Source organism: Pseudomonas sp. B19(2017) (assembly GCF_002113165.1).
Taxonomy (GTDB): Bacteria; Pseudomonadota; Gammaproteobacteria; order Pseudomonadales; family Pseudomonadaceae; genus Aquipseudomonas.
On record NZ_NEJR01000010.1, the window covers coordinates 168,524 to 186,806 of the forward strand.

General features: G+C 65.0%; 19 protein-coding genes. 11 read left to right on the forward strand and 8 right to left on the reverse strand.

What is annotated here, in order from left to right:
- Positions 1–115 precede the first annotated feature (115 nt).
- Positions 116–979: a universal stress protein gene (locus tag CAF70_RS15800; RefSeq protein WP_085625625.1), complete on the reverse strand. Its 864-nt coding sequence runs from the start codon at positions 977–979 to the stop codon at positions 116–118.
- A 154-nt stretch (positions 980–1,133) separates the two neighbouring features.
- Between CAF70_RS15800 and CAF70_RS15805 the strand changes: the two genes are divergently transcribed.
- Positions 1,134–1,751 carry a tRNA-(ms[2]io[6]A)-hydroxylase gene (locus tag CAF70_RS15805; protein WP_063913938.1) on the forward strand — a complete coding sequence of 206 codons (618 nt, stop codon included), beginning with the start codon at positions 1,134–1,136 and terminating at the stop codon, positions 1,749–1,751.
- A gap of 22 nt (positions 1,752–1,773) precedes the next feature.
- Here CAF70_RS15805 and CAF70_RS15810 read toward each other — a convergent pair whose 3' ends face one another.
- Positions 1,774–2,094 carry a YqjD family protein gene (locus CAF70_RS15810; protein WP_085625626.1) on the reverse strand — a complete coding sequence of 107 codons (321 nt, stop codon included), beginning with the start codon at positions 2,092–2,094 and terminating at the stop codon, positions 1,774–1,776.
- A 129-nt stretch (positions 2,095–2,223) separates the two neighbouring features.
- Here CAF70_RS15810 and CAF70_RS15815 point away from each other — a divergent pair, with 129 nt between their 5' ends.
- Complete coding sequence (locus tag CAF70_RS15815) at positions 2,224–2,487, forward strand: hypothetical protein (protein WP_085625627.1); 264 nt, start codon at positions 2,224–2,226, stop codon at positions 2,485–2,487.
- 14 nt (positions 2,488–2,501) lie between these two features.
- Here the strand turns inward: CAF70_RS15815 and CAF70_RS15820 are convergent, their stop codons facing one another.
- Positions 2,502–2,984, reverse strand: a complete 483-nt coding sequence (locus tag CAF70_RS15820) for an LEA type 2 family protein (protein ID WP_085625628.1) — start codon at positions 2,982–2,984, stop codon at positions 2,502–2,504.
- 135 nt (positions 2,985–3,119) lie between these two features.
- Between CAF70_RS15820 and CAF70_RS15825 the strand changes: the two genes are divergently transcribed.
- Both CAF70_RS15825 and CAF70_RS15835 read left to right on the forward strand, forming a co-directional pair.
- Positions 3,120–4,241 carry a sigma-70 family RNA polymerase sigma factor gene (locus tag CAF70_RS15825; protein ID WP_085625629.1) on the forward strand — a complete coding sequence of 374 codons (1,122 nt, stop codon included), beginning with the start codon at positions 3,120–3,122 and terminating at the stop codon, positions 4,239–4,241.
- Positions 4,242–4,471: 230 nt separating this feature from the next.
- On the forward strand, positions 4,472–6,898 hold the full coding sequence (locus tag CAF70_RS15835) for a TonB-dependent receptor (RefSeq protein ID WP_085625631.1): 2,427 nt from the start codon (positions 4,472–4,474) through the stop codon (positions 6,896–6,898).
- Positions 6,899–7,012: 114 nt separating this feature from the next.
- On the opposite strand, the gene CAF70_RS15840 is transcribed toward CAF70_RS15835, so the two are convergent.
- Positions 7,013–7,903: a LysR family transcriptional regulator gene (locus CAF70_RS15840; RefSeq protein ID WP_085625632.1), complete on the reverse strand. Its 891-nt coding sequence runs from the start codon at positions 7,901–7,903 to the stop codon at positions 7,013–7,015.
- Positions 7,904–8,005: 102 nt separating this feature from the next.
- Here CAF70_RS15840 and CAF70_RS15845 point away from each other — a divergent pair, with 102 nt between their 5' ends.
- The 6 genes from CAF70_RS15845 to CAF70_RS15870 all read left to right on the forward strand — a co-directional run bounded on the left by CAF70_RS15845 (position 8,006) and on the right by CAF70_RS15870 (position 13,564).
- Positions 8,006–9,085 (forward strand): polyamine ABC transporter substrate-binding protein, encoded by a 1,080-nt coding sequence (locus CAF70_RS15845; RefSeq protein WP_085625633.1) that lies wholly within the window; start codon positions 8,006–8,008, stop codon positions 9,083–9,085.
- Positions 9,086–9,110: 25 nt separating this feature from the next.
- A complete protein-coding gene (speB, locus tag CAF70_RS15850; RefSeq protein ID WP_085625634.1) occupies positions 9,111–10,076 on the forward strand; it encodes an agmatinase in 966 nt (321 codons plus the stop codon).
- Positions 10,077–10,302: 226 nt separating this feature from the next.
- Entirely contained in the window at positions 10,303–10,620 is a 318-nt protein-coding gene (locus tag CAF70_RS15855; protein ID WP_085625635.1) for a hypothetical protein, read from the forward strand.
- Between the two features lie 23 nt (positions 10,621–10,643).
- Positions 10,644–11,792 carry a PQQ-dependent sugar dehydrogenase gene (locus CAF70_RS15860; protein ID WP_085625636.1) on the forward strand — a complete coding sequence of 383 codons (1,149 nt, stop codon included), beginning with the start codon at positions 10,644–10,646 and terminating at the stop codon, positions 11,790–11,792.
- Positions 11,793–11,861: 69 nt separating this feature from the next.
- Positions 11,862–12,968, forward strand: coding sequence for a cell division protein ZapE (gene zapE / locus CAF70_RS15865; RefSeq protein ID WP_085625637.1), 1,107 nt, complete (start codon positions 11,862–11,864; stop codon positions 12,966–12,968).
- Positions 12,969–12,982: 14 nt separating this feature from the next.
- Entirely contained in the window at positions 12,983–13,564 is a 582-nt protein-coding gene (locus tag CAF70_RS15870) for a DinB family protein (protein WP_085625638.1), read from the forward strand.
- A 122-nt stretch (positions 13,565–13,686) separates the two neighbouring features.
- Here the strand turns inward: CAF70_RS15870 and CAF70_RS15875 are convergent, their stop codons facing one another.
- From CAF70_RS15875 to yegQ, 4 genes are all read right to left on the reverse strand, one after another.
- A complete protein-coding gene (locus CAF70_RS15875) occupies positions 13,687–14,691 on the reverse strand; it encodes an alpha/beta fold hydrolase (RefSeq protein ID WP_085625639.1) in 1,005 nt (334 codons plus the stop codon).
- A gap of 75 nt (positions 14,692–14,766) precedes the next feature.
- Positions 14,767–15,204: a YqaA family protein gene (locus tag CAF70_RS15880; protein WP_085625640.1), complete on the reverse strand. Its 438-nt coding sequence runs from the start codon at positions 15,202–15,204 to the stop codon at positions 14,767–14,769.
- On the reverse strand, positions 15,204–15,632 hold the full coding sequence (locus CAF70_RS15885) for a DUF411 domain-containing protein (protein WP_085625662.1): 429 nt from the start codon (positions 15,630–15,632) through the stop codon (positions 15,204–15,206). Before CAF70_RS15885 ends, CAF70_RS15880 begins: the two co-directional genes overlap by 1 nt.
- 106 nt (positions 15,633–15,738) lie before the next feature.
- Positions 15,739–17,073, reverse strand: coding sequence for a tRNA 5-hydroxyuridine modification protein YegQ (gene yegQ / locus CAF70_RS15890; RefSeq protein WP_085625641.1), 1,335 nt, complete (start codon positions 17,071–17,073; stop codon positions 15,739–15,741).
- Between the two features lie 133 nt (positions 17,074–17,206).
- On the opposite strand from yegQ, the gene CAF70_RS15895 reads away from it, so the two are divergent.
- The gene (locus CAF70_RS15895) at positions 17,207–18,271 is read left to right on the forward strand and encodes an AI-2E family transporter (RefSeq protein WP_085625642.1); all 1,065 of its coding nucleotides are present in this window, start codon (positions 17,207–17,209) and stop codon (positions 18,269–18,271) included.
- Positions 18,272–18,283 lie beyond the last annotated feature (12 nt).

Sequence of the window (18,283 nt, forward strand, 5' to 3'; positions counted from 1 at the left end):
GCTCCCACAGATGAATCGCCAACCTGAATCTTGCGCGGTACCTGTGGGAGCGGGCGTGCCCGCGAAGGGCCGCAAAGCGGCCCCAACAATTGTGCAGTGAAGTGGAATAGAGGGTTCAGCCGCGGGCCAGTTCCGCCTGGTGGGCAATTGCTTCCTCGCTCTTGAGTACCAGCACATCCCCCTCCAGCGCATCCAGCACCACCTCCGAGGTATTACCAATCAACGCCCCGGAAATCCCCGTGCGGCACACCGTGCCGATCACCGTCACGACCGCATCGAGCTTCTTCTCGGTATGCGGGATCAGCACATCCGCCGGCCCTTCAGCCACATGCAGGCGGTCGTCGCTGATGCCGTACTCTGCCTGGAATGCCTTGCACGCCTCGCGGTAACGCTTCTCGATGGTTTCGCTCAACTGGTACACCGGGTCCGACGCCGACAGCATCGGCGAAGGATGGGCGCTGATGACGTGCAGCTCGCCCTTGGCCAGTTTGGCAATCTGGAAGCCATGGTCGATGATGCTGGTATGCAGGCGGCGGTGGTCCTCGTCCTGGTTGCCCACGTCCACCGCGGCCAGGATCTTGCCGCCGGTCCACGGCCGCTCGCTCTTCACCATCAGCACGGCACACGGGCACTGGCGCAGCAGCTTCCAGTCGCTGGGAGTGAGCAGGGCCTTTTTCAGCGGGTTGTCCGGGCGGTGTTCCTTGATCACCAGCTCGCAGCCCTCGGCCTGTTGCACGTAGATGATGGTGTCGTGCAGGTTGTCGCGCCAGGCCTCTTCATGGGTGACATTGTCATACCCGTCATCATGCAACTGGCTGCTCAGCAGGCTCAGCAGCGCGCTGTGGTCATGCCTTCTGTCGCACATCAGCAGGTGCAGGCGGGCGCCGGTGACGCCGGCGATCAGCTTGGCCCGGGTCAGTGCCCGGCTGTGGGCGTGCTCGGGGTCGAGAACGACAAGGATGCTGCGGACGGCTTGCATGGGCGTTAGCTCCCTTCAAAGGTGGCGACCAATGCCTGACTATAGTCGGCGCTTCCCCCGCTGGCGCTTGATGCATATCAAGCATAGTCACTGGCGCCGCCCGCCGCCGCCGGTATAATCGCCGGCCTTGCCCGTTCTGTGTGGTTGCACGCTTATGTCCCTGATCCCCGAAATCGACGCCTTTCTTGGTTGCCCGACCCCAGACGCCTGGATCGAAGCGGCGCTCGCCGACCAGGAAACCCTGCTGATCGACCACAAGAACTGCGAATTCAAGGCTGCCAGCACCGCCCTGAGCCTGATCGCCAAGTACAACACCCACCTCGACCTGATCAACATGATGTCGCGCCTGGCCCGCGAGGAACTGGTGCACCACGAACAGGTTCTGCGCCTGATGAAACGCCGTGGCGTGCCGCTGCGCCCGGTGTCGGCGGGGCGTTATGCGTCGGGGCTGCGGCGTCTGGTGCGCGCTCACGAGCCGGTCAAGCTGGTGGATACGCTGGTGGTGGGGGCGTTCATCGAGGCGCGCAGCTGCGAGCGCTTCGCCGCGCTGGTACCGCACCTGGACGAGGAGCTGGGCCGCTTCTACCACGGCCTGCTGAAGAGCGAAGCGCGCCACTACCAGGGTTACCTGAAGCTGGCGCACAACTACGGCGATGAGGCGGACATCGCCCGCCGGGTGGAACTGGTGCGCGCGGCGGAGGTGGAGTTGATCCAGTCACCGGACCAGGAGCTGCGCTTTCACAGCGGCATCCCGCTGGCGCAGGCCGCCTGATTCGCACCAGGCGGCCCTGGCGTCAGTGACGGCGGCCCAGCAGCAGGCCGACCACCAGCCCGAGGCCCGCGGAAATGGCCACGGTCTGCCACGGGTGGCCACCGATGTAGTCCTGGGTAGCCGCCACCACCGGTTGCGCCTTGCCGCGTACCTTGTTGGCGGCTTGGCGCGCCTGGCGTAGCTTGAGGCTTACCTGCGCGCGCAGGGTTTCCGCTTCGTCACCCACCAGGGCGGCGCTTTCGTTCAGCAGCTTTTCCGATTCTTCGATCAGCGCCTGCAGTTCGCTGAATACCTGGTCCTTGATCTGATCGCTGTCGGCCAGCGCGGTGTTTTTCCGGGCCATGAACTCGTCCTCGTCGATGGTAGGGTTTGAACAATGGATGCCGGCGCGTCGGGAAAGTTGCGGCGGCTTTGGGCTGTTGCAGTACCTGGGTGTAAGATAGCGTCCATTTTCAAACCTGCAGGTACCTTCATGAGTTTCAATCTGGCCAACATGAGCTTCGAGGAACGGGCGCAGATCGAGGCAGAGAAGGCCCGGCTGTTCGAGCTGTGGCAGAACAACCTGGGCAAGGCCAAAGGCGAAGCGGCGCGGCTGATTGCCGAAAAACCTCGGCGCAAAGGCAAATGGGCCGAGTGGGTGCGCGCCGAGCTGGATGCCATGTCGCCGCCCGAATACGCCAACATGGTGCGCAGCGAAGTCAACAAGCTGATGGCCGCGGCCAGCGCCAACCGCTGACCCCCGCCTGGCGCTTACCAGTAGGCGCCCTTGGGCAGGTCCAGTTTGCCCTCGTCGGTAAAGCGCACGGTTCCCAGCAGCCCGCCGGCCAGCTTGCCGCGCAGCACATAGGGCAGGCCCTGCAACGAGCCCGCCTGGCCCAGCCCATAGGCCTGGCGCAGGAAGGAAAACGCCGTGATGCTCACCGGTACCACGACCACCGCTTCGCCATAACGGCCGATATGCCCCTGCTGGTCGCTGACCCCGGCCGCCAGCGGCTGGCCGTTCACTTCCAGGTTCAGGGCGATGCCGTTGTAGTCGATTGGCGCCTCGTTGGGGTTTTGCACCCGCATCTTCACCGCCATGCGCAATTCCAGCTCTTGCCCGGGCAGCGGCTCTATCCCGATAACGCTGATATTGACCGGGTCGCGTGGCTGGAACAGCGTACAGGCCCCCAGGCCGCAGGCCAGCAGCAGGACCAGGAGCAGGCGGGCGTAGCGGTGCAGACGGGCAGCCATGGAGTGCGACCTTGCCAGAGTGGGCGAATGGGCAGTGTGGCAAATACGCGTCGGCGTTGAAAGTCTCCCTCTGGATGAAAGATACTGTTTCTCATTAACGCCCGATAAAACTTCCTACTGGCCATGCCCAAACCCATGCTGACCTCACCCGTGTCGGGCCTGCTGGCGAGTTTCCAGGAGCACCACGACGACCTGCTGCAGTTCCTGACCCGGCGCATGAGCGACCGCCAGCGCGCTGCCGACGTTGCGCAGGAAACCTACCTGAAGCTGGTGAGCATCGACCAGCAGGCGGTGCCGGTGTTGCACGCCCGCAGTTTCATCTTCCGCGTGGCCGGCAACCTGGCGATCGATGCCTTGCGCCGCGAGCAGCGCATTGCCGCCAGCCACGACGACAGTGAGCGGGCAGCCGAGGTGGTTTGCCCGGCGCCGGCACCCGAGGCGGTGTTGCTGGCCCGGGAGCGCCTGCAGATCCTCGATCAGGCGCTGCTGCAGCTGTCCGACAATGCCCGTCAGGCGCTGTTGCTCAACCGCGTCGAAGGCCTGACCCAGGCGCAGATCGCGCAACGCTTGGGCGTTTCCGAAAGCATGGTGGCGAAATACATCGGCCAGGCCCTGCGCCATTGCCGAGGCTGGCTCAAGCAGGCGGGTGTTGCTGCTGCACTGCTGTTGGCGGTTGGTGTGGCGGGTTGGCAGCAGGCGCCGGTGCTGCTGGCGGATTACCGCACGGGGGTGGGTGAGCGGCAGGTGGTGACCCTGGCCGATGGCACACGGGTGACGCTGAACAGCGCTAGTGCGCTGAGCGTGGTGTTCAGCGACCGTGAGCGGCGGGTGGTGCTGGCGTCTGGCGAAGCCTTGTTCGAGACCACGGACGATTCACGGCCCTTCGTGGTCGATACGGCCGGTGAGCGAGTGCAGGGGAGTGCGGCCACCTTCAGCGTGCGTCGCGATGGCCGCGTGGTATTGGCACAGGGCGAAGCCAAGGTTGGCGCGCATGAACTGGCAGTGGCGGCGGATGCCGGCACGCAGATGGCCTGGCAGCGAGGCAAGCTGATCTTCAACGGCAAGCCGCTGGGGCGGGTGCTGGCGGAGCTCGAGCGTTACCGGCATGGGCGCATTGTGCTGTCGGATAGCAGGCTGGCGGCGATGGAGGTGAGCGGGGTGTTCGACCTCGATGAGCCGGAGGCCCTGTTGCGGACCCTTGAACAGCGGTATGGGCTGAAGGTGACCTACCTGCCGTGGCTGGCCGTGGTGCATTGACTCGCCTGTGCTGGCCTCTTCGCGGGCTTGCCCGCTCCCACAGGTATTCCACAGATCTTGAATCCTGTGGTGTACCTGTGGGAGCGGGCAAGCCCGCGAAGAGGCCGGCATAGAAATAAAAATATTTTCCATTTGGCACTGCAAGTTCCAGCCAGCCAGATCGTCGTAGTGAGACTGTTCAGCAACCAATTCTCATTTACGACTTGTCAGGAAGCTCATTCGTGCCTCTGATGCTCAAGCCTTTGCACCGCCGCCGCGGCCCACTTCACCATGCCCTGATGTCCTGCAGTGCCCTGGCCATGCTGGTCGGCCCGCTGCAAGCCTCGGCCTCGACCACCACCGAACAGGCCCAGACCCAGGCCCGCCTGGTCCAGCTCGACCTGCCGGCCCAGCCGCTGGACCAGGCCCTGACCACGTTCGCCGACCAGGCCGGCCTGCACCTGCTGTACACCACCGGCGATGTCGCCGGCCAGGGCAGCCCGGCCTTGCAGGGTAACTACAGCATCGAGCAGGCCCTGCAGCAGTTGCTGGCCGGCAGCGGCATGAGCTGGCACTTCAGCGATGCCCGCACGGTGACCCTGCGCAAGGCAGACGCCGCGCCGCAGGCGGTCAACCTCAAGCCGATCGAGGTCAGCGTGGCCTCGCGCACCAGCACCGCGATCAGCGAAATCCCCGGCACCGTGTGGGTGGTCGACCAGCAGCAGCTGCGCGAGCAGATCGACAGCGGCGTCAGCCTGAAGGAAGCCATCGGCAAGCTGGTACCAGGCCTCGACCTGGCGCCGGAAGGGCGCACCAACTACGGCCAGAACATGCGTGGGCGCAACGTGCTGGTGATGATCGACGGGGTCAGCCAGAACAGCTCGCGCGGCCTGTCGCGCCAGTTCGACAGCATTTCGCCGTTCAACGTCGAGCGCGTCGAAGTGCTGTCCGGCGCCAGTGCCATTTACGGTGGCGGCGCGACCGGCGGCATCATCAACATCGTGACCAAGAAGGGCGAACCCGGCCCGGCGCGTTTCGAGACCCAACTCGGTGCCAGCAGCGGCTTCAACAACAGCGACGACCTCGCCACCCGCTTCGCCCAGTCGATCAGTGGCGGCAACGAGCGGTTCAACGCCCGGCTGGGGGTTTCCGGCGAGCAGAACGAAGCCTTCTACGACGGCGCCGGCGACCAGATTTTCATCGACAATACCCAGACCGACTTGCAGTACAACCGCACCATCGACGTACTCGGCACCTTGGGAATGCAACTGAACGACCAGCAGAGCCTGGACCTGTTGGCCCAGTACTATGACTCCGGCAACCACGGCAGCACCGGCATCTACTTCCCCAACCTGAACTACAACGCCCCGTCCGACCTGGAAGACGCTGAACTGCGCAGTGGCTACTCGTCGGACCTGGAGCCGCGCACCCGGCGCCTGCTGCTAAATGCCAACTACCACCACACCGACGTGCTGGGCCAGGATTTCTACCTGCAGGCCTCGTACCGCAAGGAAGACGACAACTTCTACCCGTTCCCGTACTACAACCGCGCCACGCCTACCGGCGCGCGCGGTGTGTACTTCGCCGCCTCGCAGCAGAACTTCGAGGTCACCAGCCTCAAGGGCCTGTTCGCCAAGCAGTGGGACACGCTGAAGCTGACCTATGGCGTCGACCTGGACCGTGAGCGCTTCAACGCCGAGCAGACCACCTTCAACGCCCAGACATCCTCCGAGTCGGGTGGCCTGGAGCTGGAAAAGGACAGCAAGGCCGCACGCTACCCCAGCTACCGGGTCGATGGCGTGTCGGTATACGCCCAGCTGGACTGGCATGCCACCGATAACCTGACCCTGTCCGGCGGCGCCCGGCGCCAGCAGATGGATGTGGACGTCAGTGACTTCAAGGGCGTGCCGGGCGGTAGCAACGATTACCAGGTCAACCTGTTCAACGTCGGTGCCATCTACGACTTCAAGAACGGCCACCAGGCATGGGCCAACTACGGCGAAGGCTTCGACCTGCCCGACCCGGCCAAGTACTACGGCAAGCCCGGGCTGAGCGTGGCCGACAACCCGCTGGCCGGCATCAAGAGCCGCCAGGTGGAGCTGGGCTGGCGCTATGCCGACCTGGACTGGGATGCCCAGGCGGCGCTGTACTACATCTGGTCGGACAAGATCATCAACGTCGATTCGCAGACGCTGACCATCAATGTGGAAGATCAGAAGAGCCGTGACTTCGGTTTCGAAGGCGCGCTGACCCGCCACTTCCAGACCGGCTGGGAAGCCGGTGGCACCCTGCACCTGACCCGCTCCGAGGAAGAAGATGCCGATGGTGGCTGGATCAAGCGCGATGCCCGCTATGCCTCGTTGTCCAAGGCTACCGCGTTCGTCGGCTGGAAGGGCGATGGCCGCAGTGCGCGGCTGCAGGCCAACCATGCCTTCAGCCTGAAGGACGATGCCGACCACGAGATCGACGGCTACACCACCTTCGACCTGCTGGGTAGCCAGGACACCGGCTTCGGTACCTTCAGCGCCGGCATCCAGAACCTGCTGGACAAGCAGTACAGCACGGTCTGGGGGCAGCGTGCGACGCTGTTCTACTCGCCGACCTACGGGCCGGCGTACCTGTATGACTACCAGGGGCGCGGGCGTACCTACACCCTGACCTGGAGCATGGCTTACTGATTGATGTTGCCTGAACTTGCCTCTTCGCGGGCTTGCCCGCTCCCACAGGTACGGCGCCGCCCTCTGGCATTGTGAGGTCCCTGTGGGAGCGGGCAAGCCCGCGAAGAGGCCGCTTCAGGAGAACGCTGCCAGCAAATCCTGCGCAAACGCCTGCTGCGCCTCGCCAACCGCCTGTGCCCGATGCCTGGCCAGGGTAAACGGCACCACGAAGTCCAGCCCCGGGTCCAGCGCCCACAGCAGCCCCTCAGCCTCCCAGGCGTGCGCGCAATGGCACGGCAGATAGCCAATATGCCGCCCCGACAGAATGAACGTCATCACGCTTTCGATCTGCTCCGCCACCGCCATGCTGCGCTGGCTCTGGAACGGCTCACCGCCCTTTAGAAACCGGTACGGATGGCGCACCTGGTCCATCGCCAGCAACCGCTCCCGGCTGACGCCAGCCGCACCGAACAGCACATGCCCCTTGCCGCAATACAGCCGCTGCCGCTCTTCGAACAGCGGCTGGTAATCGAAGGCTGCCTGGTTGCCGGAAAAGTAGCTGATGGCGTAATCCAGCCGCTGCTCCAGCAATAGCCGCTCCAGCTCTGCCGGCGGCGCACTGATCAGTTCCAGCTGCACCGCCTCCTCGCGCCTGCGAAACGCCGTAATGGCCGCTGCCAGCTTCAGGCTTACCGTCTTGTCCTGGTTCTCCGCCATGCCGATCCGCACGGTCCCCAGTAGCCGCCCGGCAACGCCATTGGCCTGCTGGCGAAACTGTTCGATGTTCAGCAATAACCCACGGGCGGCGTCCAGCAACAACGTGCCTTTTTCCGTCAGGTGAAAACCGCCCTTGCCGCGGCTGCACAGGCGGTAGCCCAGCCGCGCTTCCAGCTGCGCCATGCGCTGGCTGATGGTGGGCTGGCTCAGCCCCAGCACGCCTTGCGCGGCACTGAAGCCACCGGCCTCGACTACAGTGACGAACAGCCGCAGCAGGTGCAGGTCGGGGTCGTGCACTTGTCCGAGCATTACATTGCTCCTGATAAATGTCAGCTTTGCAAACTTGCCATTCCTGCAATGTAACCCGGCTGGCATGCTCGCGGCATCCACCCATTTGCCGAGGTGTCCGCCATGCGTCGATCGTTATGCCTGTTGTCTCTGGTCCTGGCCTTGCCGCTGCAGGCTGAAGAAAAGGTCGTCAACCTCTACAGCTGGGCCGACTATGTCGCCCCGCAAACCCTCCAGCGTTTCGAACAGGAAACCGGCTACAAGGTGCGCTACGACACCTTCGATACCACCGAGGTACTGGAAACCAAGCTGCTGACCGGTGGCAGCGGCTATGACGTGGTGGTGCCGTCGTCGACCGTGCTGGCCCGGGCACTCAAGGCCAATGCCCTGCAACCGCTCGACCCCCAGGCCATGCCCGGCTACGCCAACCTCGACAAGGACTTGCTGGCCAAGCTGGCCGAGGCCGACCCCGGCAACCGCCATGCCGTACCCTACACTTGGGGCACCCTGGGCCTGGGGGTGAATGTGGAGGCCGTGCGCCAGCGCCTGGGTGATGTGCCGCTGGACAGCCTCGATCTGCTGTTCAAGCCTGAGTACGCCAGCCGGCTGAAGGACTGCGGCATCGCCATGCCCGACTCGCCGCAGGAGGTGATCGGCGTGGCCCTGAATTACCTGGGCAAGGACCCTTACAGCCAGAACAAGGACGACCTGGCCGCCGCGCAGGACCTGCTGAGCCAGCTGCAGCCGTCGATCAGCTACGTCGCCAATGGCCGGCAGATCAGCGACCTGGCCAACGGCAGCGTGTGCCTGGCACTGACCTACAACGGCGATGCGGCGATGGCCGCCGACCAGGCGCGCCGTGCCGGCAAGCCGTTCGAGCTGATCTACCGCATCCCCCGCGAAGGCACGCTGGTGTGGCAGGACAACCTGGTCATCCCCAAGGACGCCCCGCACCCCGAGGCCGCGCGGGCGTTCATCGCCTTCATGCTCAAGCCCGAGTCGGTGGCCGCGCTGACCAACACGCTGTTCTTCGCCAACGCCAACCAGGCGGCCACGCCGCTGGTGGACGAAGCACTGCGCAACGACCCGGACATCTACCCGCCGGCCACAGTGCGCCAGCGCCTGTATGCCGACCGCAGCATGGCCCTGGCCGACCTGCGCCAGCGCAACCGCCTGTGGACCGCGTTCCGCAGCCGCCAGTAACCCACAACGACAAAGGAGCCCGACCGTGGAGCAAGCCGCAAATAACGACCAGGCCATGACCCGCGACAGCCTGTATGGCACCGCTGCGGAAAGTACCTACGCAGGCATTACCAGTTTCTCCAGGCGCCGTTACAGCCGCGACCTGCGTGGTGTCGATGTGGTGGTCAGCGGTGTGCCGTTCGATACGGCCACCAGCAACCGCCCCGGTGCGCGGTTCGGCCCGCGGGCGATCCGCGCTGCCTCGGTACAGCAGGCCTGGGCCCGGCACTGGCCGTGGGCGTTCGACCCGTTCGACCACCTGGCGGTGATCGACTATGGCGATTGCGCCTTCGACAGCGGCACCCCACAGGCGGTACCGGACAGCATCGAGGCCCATGCCACGCATATTCTGCAAGCAGGCTGCGCCATGCTCACCCTGGGTGGCGACCACTTCATCAGTTACCCGCTGCTCAAGGCCCATGCCCGCCGCCATGGCCCGCTGGCGCTGATTCACTTCGATGCGCACAGCGACACCTGGCCGGACGAGGAAGGCAAGCGCATCGACCACGGCACCATGTTCTGGCATGCCGCCCGCGAAGGCCTGGTGGACCCGGCCAGCTCGGTGCAGATCGGCCTGCGCACCACCAATGACGACAGCCAGGGCTTTGCCATCCTCGATGCCCGCCAGGTGCACCGGCAGGGCACCGAGGCGGTGATCGCGGCGATTCGTCAGCGGGTGGGCGAGCGGCCGGTGTACCTGACCTTCGATATCGACTGCCTCGACCCGGCCTATGCGCCCGGTACCGGCACACCGGTGTGCGGCGGGCTGAGCACGGTACAGGCGCTGGAAATCCTCGGCGGGCTGCGCGGCATCAACCTGGTGGGCATGGACCTGGTGGAGGTGGCGCCAGCCTATGACCATGCCGACATCACCGCACTGGCGGGGGCGACCCTGGCGATGGAAATGCTGTGCCTGTATGCGGCGCGGCACAAGGTGGACAAGGGCCTGTAACCTGGGGCCGCTTTACGGCCATTCGCAGCACAAGGCTGCTCCCACAGGGTTACGCGATTCCCTGTAGGAGCGGCCTTGTGTCGCGATGGGCTGCAAAGCAGCCCCCAGGGCCCATACTGAAACATCAGGAATCATCTCCACCCGCATTCACACTTTTGCCGCGAACCCTTCGCGCCTTAGGCTATCAAACCCACCAGGCGCGGCATTTTCGTACAGGAGGTGAAGCATGACCCCGACATTGCCCATCCTGGCCCTCGGCCTGGCCCTGTACCTGCCTGCGCAAGCGGCTCCCGAACTACCCTTGCAACTCGCCGCCGGCAACAACAACCCCTACAACAGCCCGATCCAGCGCGCCAACCCCAACAGCCGCCAGGGCAGCATGCCGGCCACACCGCCCGTGCGCGGCCCGTCCACCGACCCGTACCAGCGCACGCCTACCCTGGACAACCGCGGCATCGGCAACGGCGACAACCTGCGCCGTCAGCAGCAAACCCCGAACCTGGAGCCTACCCGCCCGGCCCGCGGCAACCCGCGCGCGCCATGAGCGCCCTACGAAAGGAGTCCTGCATGCTTCGAGCACCCTGGCTTGTCACCCTGACCACCGCCGCATTGCTGCCATTGCTGGCGCAGGCGGCGGCCGAACAGCAGTTTCGCAGTGAAGAAGGCACCTTGACCGTCAGCACAGTGGCCGATGGCCTGCGCAACCCTTGGGCCCTGGCGTTCCTGCCGGGCGGCAAGGACATGCTGGTCACCGAGCGCGCCGGCAACTTGCGGGTGGTCAACGCCGAAGGCAAGGTCGGCCCGCCGATCAGCGGTGTGCCCAACGTCTGGGCCGAGGGCCAGGGCGGCCTGCTGGATGTGGTGCTGTCGCCGGAATTCGCCAAGGACCGCACCGTCTATCTGTCCTACGCCGAAGAGGGCAGTGACGGCAAGGCCGGCACAGCGGTCGGCCGTGGCCAGTTGTCCCAGGACCGCGCCCGGCTGGAAAACTTCAGTGTGATTTTCCGCCAGCAGCCCAAGCTGTCGGAGGGCAACCACTTTGGCTCGCGCCTGGTGTTCGACCGCGACGGCTATCTGTTCATCGCCCTCGGCGAGAACAACCAGCGCCCGACTGCCCAGGACCTGGACAAGCTGCAAGGCAAGATCGTGCGTATCTTGCCGGACGGCGAGGTGCCCAGGGACAACCCCTTCGTTGGCAAGGACAATGTGCGGCCGGAAATCTGGTCGTTCGGTCATCGCAACCAGCAAGGTGCCGCGCTCAACCCCTGGACCGGCAAGCTGTGGACCCACGAGCACGGCCCGCGTGGTGGCGACGAGATCAACATTCCCGAGCCCGGCAAGAACTATGGCTGGCCGGTCGCGACCCACGGCATCAACTATTCGCTTCTGCCCATTCCCGAGGCCAAGGGCAAGCATGTGCAGGGCATGGTCGACCCGCACCATGTGTGGGAGAAGTCGCCGGGTATCAGCGGCATGGCGTTCTACGACAGTCCCACGTTCAAGGCCTGGGACCACAACCTGTTCATTGGCGCGCTGGCCACCCAGGAGCTGATCCGCTTGCAGCTGGATGGCGACAAGGTGGTGCATGAGGAGCGTTTGCTGGGTGAGCTGAAGGCGCGTATCCGCGATGTGCGGGTGGGGCCGGACGGGTACCTGTATGTGCTGACCGATGACAAGGACGGCGCGCTGCTCAAGGTAGGCCTGGGCGACACTTGATCATCACTGTTGTACGCGCTCCCACAGGGATCGCGGCAGCCTTTTGAATTCAGCCGTGTAGAATGCCGCATGGCTATCGATCCCCACTCCCTCTACCAGCAAGCCCTGGCCACCCAGGGCTATGTCGCCGACCCCGCCCAGGCTTGCGCCGTCGAGGCCTTGCAAGCCTGCTTCCAGGCCGTCGAACAAGGTCACCCCACCCAGGGCATCTACCTCTGGGGCCCGGTCGGTCGCGGCAAGACCTGGCTCATGGACCAGTTCCACCGCTGCCTGCGGGTACCCAGCCGGCGCCAGCACTTCCATCACTTCATGGCCTGGGTCCACCAGCGGCTGTTCCAGCTAAACGGCACTGCCGACCCGCTGCTGGCGCTGGCCGCGGAACTGGCCGGGCAGATTCGCGTGCTGTGCTTCGACGAGCTGTTCGTCAACGACATCGGTGACGCGATCATCCTCGGCCGCCTGTTCCAGGTCCTGTTCGACCAAGGCGTGGTGATTGTCGCCACCTCCAACCAGCCACCCGGGCAGCTTTATCGCGACGGCTTCAACCGCGAGCGTTTCCTGCCGGCCATTGCCGCCATCCAGCGGCACATGCAGGTATTGCCGGTAGCCGGCGAGCAGGACCACCGCCTGCACCCCGGCGCCGAGCGCCAGCGTTACTGGGTGGTGCAAGCGGGGCAGGCCAGCCAGCTGGGCGAGGTGTTCCGCCAGCTCAGCCCCGGCGAAGCAGGCCACGATCAGCCCTTGACCATCGGCTCCCGACAGGTCCAGGTGGTACGGCGCAGCGCGCAGGCCATCTGGTGCCGCTTCACCGACCTGTGCGAGCAACCCTTGGCGGCCATGGAGTTCATGGCCCTGTGCGACCGTTTCCCGGCCATCCTGGTGTCGGGCATTCCGGCGCTGGGCGGCGAACAGCGGGCCGGGCGCATTGCCCGAGGCACCGAGGATGCTGCGGCGCGGGTGATGGCGGGCGATCGCGAACTGCCGGCGCTGTCGCCCAAGGACGACGCTGTGCGCCGCTTCATTGCCCTGGTCGACGAATGCTACGACCGCCGGGTGGCGTTGTACCTGGAAGCACAGGTGCCGCTGGATGCCCTCTACACTCAAGGGTATCTGGCGTTCCCGTACCAGCGGACCCTGAGCCGGCTACGGGAGATGCAACTGCAACGCTTCGCCTGAAAAGGAGCCGAACCATGGAGCCGTTGTCGCATCATCTGCTGACCCAGGCCTACAACAATGGCTGGGCCAACCACCGCCTGTACAAGGCCTGCCTGCAACTGACCCAGGACGAATTCGTCGCCCCTCGCTGCAGCTTCTTCCCGTCGATCAAGGCCACCCTCAACCACCTGCTGACGGTCGACTGGTTCTACCTGCACATGCTCGAATGCGAGCAGCGTGGCGAGCAGCCCGACGCCGATGGCGAGCGTTTCTTCGACCCGGAACAGCCGTTTGCCACCTGCACCGACCTGCATGCCGAGCAGGCCCAGGCCGATCACCGGCTGATCGCCTATTGCAGGAGCCTGCGCGATAGTGAACTGGGGCGCTATGTCAGCATCGTGCGCCCCGAGCGGGTGCAGCGCGAGCAACGGCTGCGCCTGTTGGCGCACCTGTTCGAGCACCAGGTGCATCACCGTGGGCAGGTGCATGCGATGCTCAGTGATACGGCGGTGAGGCCGCCGCAGCTGGATGAGTTTTTCTGCGAGGAAGAGGCGGGGTTGCGGGCGGTGGACTTTGTCGAGCTGGGCTGGACCGAGGAGCAGGTCTGGAAAGTATAGGGGGCTGCTTTGCAGCCCTTCGCGGGCTCGCCCGCTCCCACAGGTAAATCACAGCTTCCGAAACCTGTGCAGTACCTGTGGGAGCTGGCTTGCCGGCGATGGGCCGCAAAGCGGCCCCCTAATCAGATCTGGCGCCCTAACCACTCCACCAGCGTACGGTTGAACCGCACCGGCTCCTCGATCTGCGGCGCATGCCCCATACCTTTGAAGGTAATCAGCTCACCCTTGGGAATCAGCTTGGCCACCTGCGGCCCCAGCTCTGCATACTTGCCCAGCTTCGCTTTCACCTCCGGCGGCGCGATGTCACTGCCGATGGCCGTGGTGTCCTGGTCACCGATCAGCAGCAGGGTGGGCATCTGCAGGTCCTTGAACTCGTGGTACACCGGCTGCGTGAAGATCATGTCGTAGATCAGCGCCGAGTTCCACGCCACCGCTTCATGCCCCGGCCCCTTGTTCAGGCCCACCAGCATCTGCACCCAGCGCTCGTACTCCGGCTTCCAGCGCCCGGCGTAGTAGGTCTTGCGCTCATATTCGCGCACGCCTTCGGCATCCAGTTCGAGCTCGCGCGCATACCACTGGTCCACCGTGCGATAGGGCACCCCCAGGGCTTTCCAGTCTTCCAGCCCGATGGGGTTGACCATCGCCAGGCGCTCCACCTGCCGCGGGTACATCAGCGCATAGCGTGTGGCGAGCATGCCACCGGTGGAGTGGCCGAGCACGATGCTTTGTTTCACGCCCAGTTGCTCGAGCAGGGCATGGGTGTTGCTCGCCAGTTGCTGGAAGCTGTACTGGTAGTGCGCCGGTTTGCTGGAGCTGCAGAAACCGACCTGGTCGGGGGCAATGACCCGGTAGCCAGCCTTGCTCAGGGCGTCGATGGTGGTTTCCCAGGTGGCGGCGCAGAAGTTCTTGCCGTGCATCAGCACCACGCTGTGGCCGTTGGCCTGGCCTTGGGCGGGCACGTCCATGTAGCCCATCTGCAGGGCCTGGCCCTGGGACTTGAAGTCGAAATGCTTGAGCGGATGCGGGTAATTGAAGCCTTCCAGCTGGGGGCCGTAGGTGGGCGATTCGGCGGCGATGGCCGAACTGCCGGCGAGGCAGGCCAGGGCCAGGGCGGTTGCGCGCAGCATGGGGGCACTCCGTGTAGGGCCATGTAGGAAGGGGCGACTGTAACAGCCAGTGGACCACGCGGAACGTGAAAGGTGTTACCAGGCGTGAGACCAGCCCATGGTAATCATCGCCAGCACCCCATAGCGGCCGGCCTTGGCCAGGGTCACCAGCAGCAAGAAGCGCCAGAACGGCTCACGCATGATGCCCGCGATCAGCGTCAGCGGGTCGCCGATCACTGGCATCCAGCTGAGCAACAGCGACCATTGCCCCCAGCGCTGGTAGCGCTGTTGCGCGCGCTCCAGCTGGGCAGGGCTGAACGGGAACCAGCGCTTGTCACGCAGGTGCTCGATGGCCCGCCCCAGCCCCCAGTTGACCACCGAGCCCAGCACATTGCCCAAGGTAGCCACAAGCAGCAGGGTGGCCCAGGCCTCGGGCTGGCGCAGCAAAAGGCCGACCAGCACGGCCTCCGATTGCAACGGTAGCAGGGTGGCGGCGCCGAAGGCGCTGAGGAACAGCGCCCACAGGCTGAGCATCAGTAGTTGGCGACCACGGTGTCCTTGCCGTCCTGGGTCACGCCAATGACCTGGTAGGCATCCTTGTGGTCACCCATTTCCATGCCGGGCGAGCCCATCGGCATGCCCGGCACGGCCAGGCCCTTGAGGTCGTTGCGCTTGGCCAGCAGGCGCACCTGCTCGGCCGGCACGTGGCCTTCGACGAACTTGCCGTCGATCACCCCGGTATGGCATGACGCCAGGCGTGGCGCCACGCCCAGGCGTTGCTTGACCGCACTCATGTTCGGCTCGACATGGTCGTTCACGGTAAAGCCGTTGTCGCGCAGGTGGCTGATCCAGGCCTTGCAGCAGCCGCAGTTGGGGTCGCGGTAGACGTCGATGGTCTCGGCAGCCTGGGCCAGGCCGGTGACGGCCAGCAGGCCCAGGGTCAGCAAGTGTTTGCGCAGCATGGTGAAGCACTCCTTCCAGCGGTAGGTCAGCAGCATAGCGTAAGCGGCTTGCACGATGTTCGCTGCTGGCAGCTGACAGGTAGCTGAGGTGCACATTACAGGATTGTCAGCTGGCCGCCTCGTCGGTGCCGAGGTCGCGCATCAACAGGGCGTAGTCGAGCGCGACCTGTTCCGGGATCGGCAGGTACACCACGTGGCCGTCACCCGGTGCCACCTCGATGGCTTGCTGCTGGCGGTCGCACAGGCGGTGCAGGTCGAAGTGGTAATTGCCGCGCGGGGTCATCAGCTCCAGGTGGTCACCCACGGCGAAGCGGTTCTTCACCTTGACCTCCGCCAGGCCGTCCACACGCAGGCCAGTCAGTTCGCCGACGAACTGCTGGCGCTCGGAAACCGAGTTGCCGCGCTGGTAGTTCTGGTATTCATCGTGCACATGGCGGCGCAGGAAACCTTCGGTGTAGCCGCGTTGGGCCAGGGATTCGAGGTTGCCCATCAGCGTGCGGTCGAACGGCCGCCCGGCCACCGCGTCGTCAATCGCCTGGCGGTACGCCTGTACCGCGCGGGCGCAGTAGAAGTGCGACTTGGTGCGGCCTTCGATCTTCAGCGAGTGCACGCCCATGGCGGCCAGGCGCCCGACGTGCTGGATGGCGCGCAGGTCCTTGGCATTCATGATGTAGGTGCCGTGCTCGTCTTCGAACGCCGGCATTTCGGTGCCGGGGCGGTTGCTCTCCTGCAGCAGGAATACCTGTTCGGTCGGCGCACCCAGGCCCAGGGTCGGCTGCACTTCACGCACGATGTCGCCGGTGGCGTTCTCGGTGGCCGGGGTGGCGTCGTACTTCCAGCGGCAGGCGTTGGTGCAGGTGCCCTGGTTGGCATCGCGCCTGTTGAGGTAGCCCGACAGCAAGCAACGGCCGGAGTAGGCCATGCACAGGGCGCCGTGTACGAAAACCTCCAGCTCCATGTCTGGCACCTGCTGGCGGATTTCCTCGATCTCTTCGAGCGACAGTTCGCGCGACAGGATCACCCGGCTCAGGCCCAGTTGCTGCCAGAACTGCACACTGGCCCAGTTGACCGTGTTGGCCTGCACCGACAGGTGCACCGGCATCTTCGGGAAGTGCTGGCGCACCAGCATGATCAGGCCGGGGTCGGACATGATCAGCGCATCCGGCGCCATCTCTATCACCGGCGCCAGGTCCTTGAGGAAGGTCTTGAGCTTGGCATTGTGCGGGGCGATGTTGACCACCACGTAGAAGCGCTTGCCCAGGGCATGCGCCTCCTGGATGCCCAGGGCCAGGTTGGCATGGTCGAACTCGTTGTTGCGCACCCGCAAGCTGTAGCGAGGCTGGCCGGCGTAGACCGCGTCGGCGCCATAGGCGAAGGCGTAGCGCATGGTCTTGAGGGTGCCGGCGGGGGCCAGCAGTTCGGGCTTGGCGATAGGGGTCATGTGCGCACCGGGGCAAAAGGCGCGGATGCTAGGGCGGGTAGACACGGCGTGTATTGATTTACATCAACGGAACAGCGGCACTTTTGCCCGGGCGCGGTGCACTAATACCGCATAAGCCATTCGAGGACCCGCGATGAACCAGACCGCCCTGCAGAACAAAGCCCTGGCAGTACTGCTGGCGCTGGTGACCATCGCCTTCATCTGGATCCTGTTGCCCTACTACGGTGCGATTTTCTGGGCGGTGATACTGGGCATCCTGTTCGCCCCGCTGCAGCGCCACCTGCTGTTGCGTTTCGGTCGCCGGCGCAACCTGGCCGCGGCGACCACCTTGCTGGTGTGCCTGCTGGTGGCGATCCTGCCGGTGATCATCACCAGCGCGCTGCTGGTGCAGGAGGGCGCTGCCTTGTACCAGCGCATCGAGCACGGGGAGCTGGATATCGCCGGTTATGTCGAGCGCGGCAAGGACATGCTTCCGGCGTTTGCCCAGCAGGGCCTGGACAGCATGGGCATGGGCAACCTTGACGGGCTGCGCGACAAGATCAGCAAGTGGGCTACCCAGGGTAGCCAGGTGCTGGCTAGCCAGGCGTTCAACTTCGGGCAGGGAACGTTCGAGTTCGTGGTCAGCTTCGGCATCATGCTGTACCTGTTGTTCTTTTTCCTGCGCGAAGGCGCGGAGGTCGCCCGCCAGGTGCGTCTGGCGGTGCCGCTGCCGGAGCAGCAGAAGCGCCGTTTGCAGCTGAAGTTCAACCGTGTGGTACGGGCGACGGTGAAAGGCAACGTGCTGGTGGCCATTACCCAGGGGGCGTTGGGCGGGTTCATCTTCTGGGTACTGGATATCCCCAGTGCGCTGGTGTGGGCGGTGCTGATGGCGTTTCTGTCGCTGTTGCCGGCGGTAGGGGCGGGAATCGTGTGGGCGCCGGTGGCGGCGTATTTCCTGCTGACCGGGGCGATACTGCCGGGGCTGATCCTGACCGCGTTCGGCGTGCTGGTGATCGGCCTGGTGGACAACCTGCTGCGGCCGATCCTGGTGGGCAAGGACACGCGCATGCCGGACTACCTGATCCTGGTGTCGACCTTGGGTGGGCTGGCGGTGTTCGGGCTCAACGGCTTTGTGATCGGGCCGTTGATCGCGGCGCTGTTCGTGTCGAGCTGGGCGATCTTTGCGGCCACCAAGCCGCAGGTACAATTGCCGCAGTAGGGCTTTACCGGC

Excerpts from the sequence above, each read along its gene's own strand:
- CAF70_RS15855 (WP_085625635.1), top strand. The coding sequence starts at position 10,303 with ATGACCCCGACATTGCCCATCCTGGCCCTCGGCCTGGCCCTGTACCTG.
- CAF70_RS15825 (WP_085625629.1), top strand. The coding sequence starts at position 3,120 with ATGCTGACCTCACCCGTGTCGGGCCTGCTGGCGAGTTTCCAGGAGCAC.
- CAF70_RS15885 (WP_085625662.1), bottom strand. The coding sequence starts at position 15,632 with ATGCTGCGCAAACACTTGCTGACCCTGGGCCTGCTGGCCGTCACCGGC.
- CAF70_RS15880 (WP_085625640.1), bottom strand. The coding sequence starts at position 15,204 with ATGCTCAGCCTGTGGGCGCTGTTCCTCAGCGCCTTCGGCGCCGCCACC.
- CAF70_RS15800 (WP_085625625.1), bottom strand. The coding sequence starts at position 979 with ATGCAAGCCGTCCGCAGCATCCTTGTCGTTCTCGACCCCGAGCACGCC.
- CAF70_RS15810 (WP_085625626.1), bottom strand. The coding sequence starts at position 2,094 with ATGGCCCGGAAAAACACCGCGCTGGCCGACAGCGATCAGATCAAGGAC.
- CAF70_RS15840 (WP_085625632.1), bottom strand. The coding sequence starts at position 7,903 with ATGCTCGGACAAGTGCACGACCCCGACCTGCACCTGCTGCGGCTGTTC.
- CAF70_RS15820 (WP_085625628.1), bottom strand. The coding sequence starts at position 2,984 with ATGGCTGCCCGTCTGCACCGCTACGCCCGCCTGCTCCTGGTCCTGCTG.
- CAF70_RS15805 (WP_063913938.1), top strand. The coding sequence starts at position 1,134 with ATGTCCCTGATCCCCGAAATCGACGCCTTTCTTGGTTGCCCGACCCCA.
- CAF70_RS15845 (WP_085625633.1), top strand. The coding sequence starts at position 8,006 with ATGCGTCGATCGTTATGCCTGTTGTCTCTGGTCCTGGCCTTGCCGCTG.
- CAF70_RS15875 (WP_085625639.1), bottom strand. The coding sequence starts at position 14,691 with ATGCTGCGCGCAACCGCCCTGGCCCTGGCCTGCCTCGCCGGCAGTTCG.
- CAF70_RS15835 (WP_085625631.1), top strand. The coding sequence starts at position 4,472 with ATGCTCAAGCCTTTGCACCGCCGCCGCGGCCCACTTCACCATGCCCTG.
- yegQ (WP_085625641.1), bottom strand. The coding sequence starts at position 17,073 with ATGACCCCTATCGCCAAGCCCGAACTGCTGGCCCCCGCCGGCACCCTC.
- zapE (WP_085625637.1), top strand. The coding sequence starts at position 11,862 with ATGGCTATCGATCCCCACTCCCTCTACCAGCAAGCCCTGGCCACCCAG.
- CAF70_RS15860 (WP_085625636.1), top strand. The coding sequence starts at position 10,644 with ATGCTTCGAGCACCCTGGCTTGTCACCCTGACCACCGCCGCATTGCTG.
- CAF70_RS15815 (WP_085625627.1), top strand. The coding sequence starts at position 2,224 with ATGAGTTTCAATCTGGCCAACATGAGCTTCGAGGAACGGGCGCAGATC.
- CAF70_RS15870 (WP_085625638.1), top strand. The coding sequence starts at position 12,983 with ATGGAGCCGTTGTCGCATCATCTGCTGACCCAGGCCTACAACAATGGC.
- CAF70_RS15895 (WP_085625642.1), top strand. The coding sequence starts at position 17,207 with ATGAACCAGACCGCCCTGCAGAACAAAGCCCTGGCAGTACTGCTGGCG.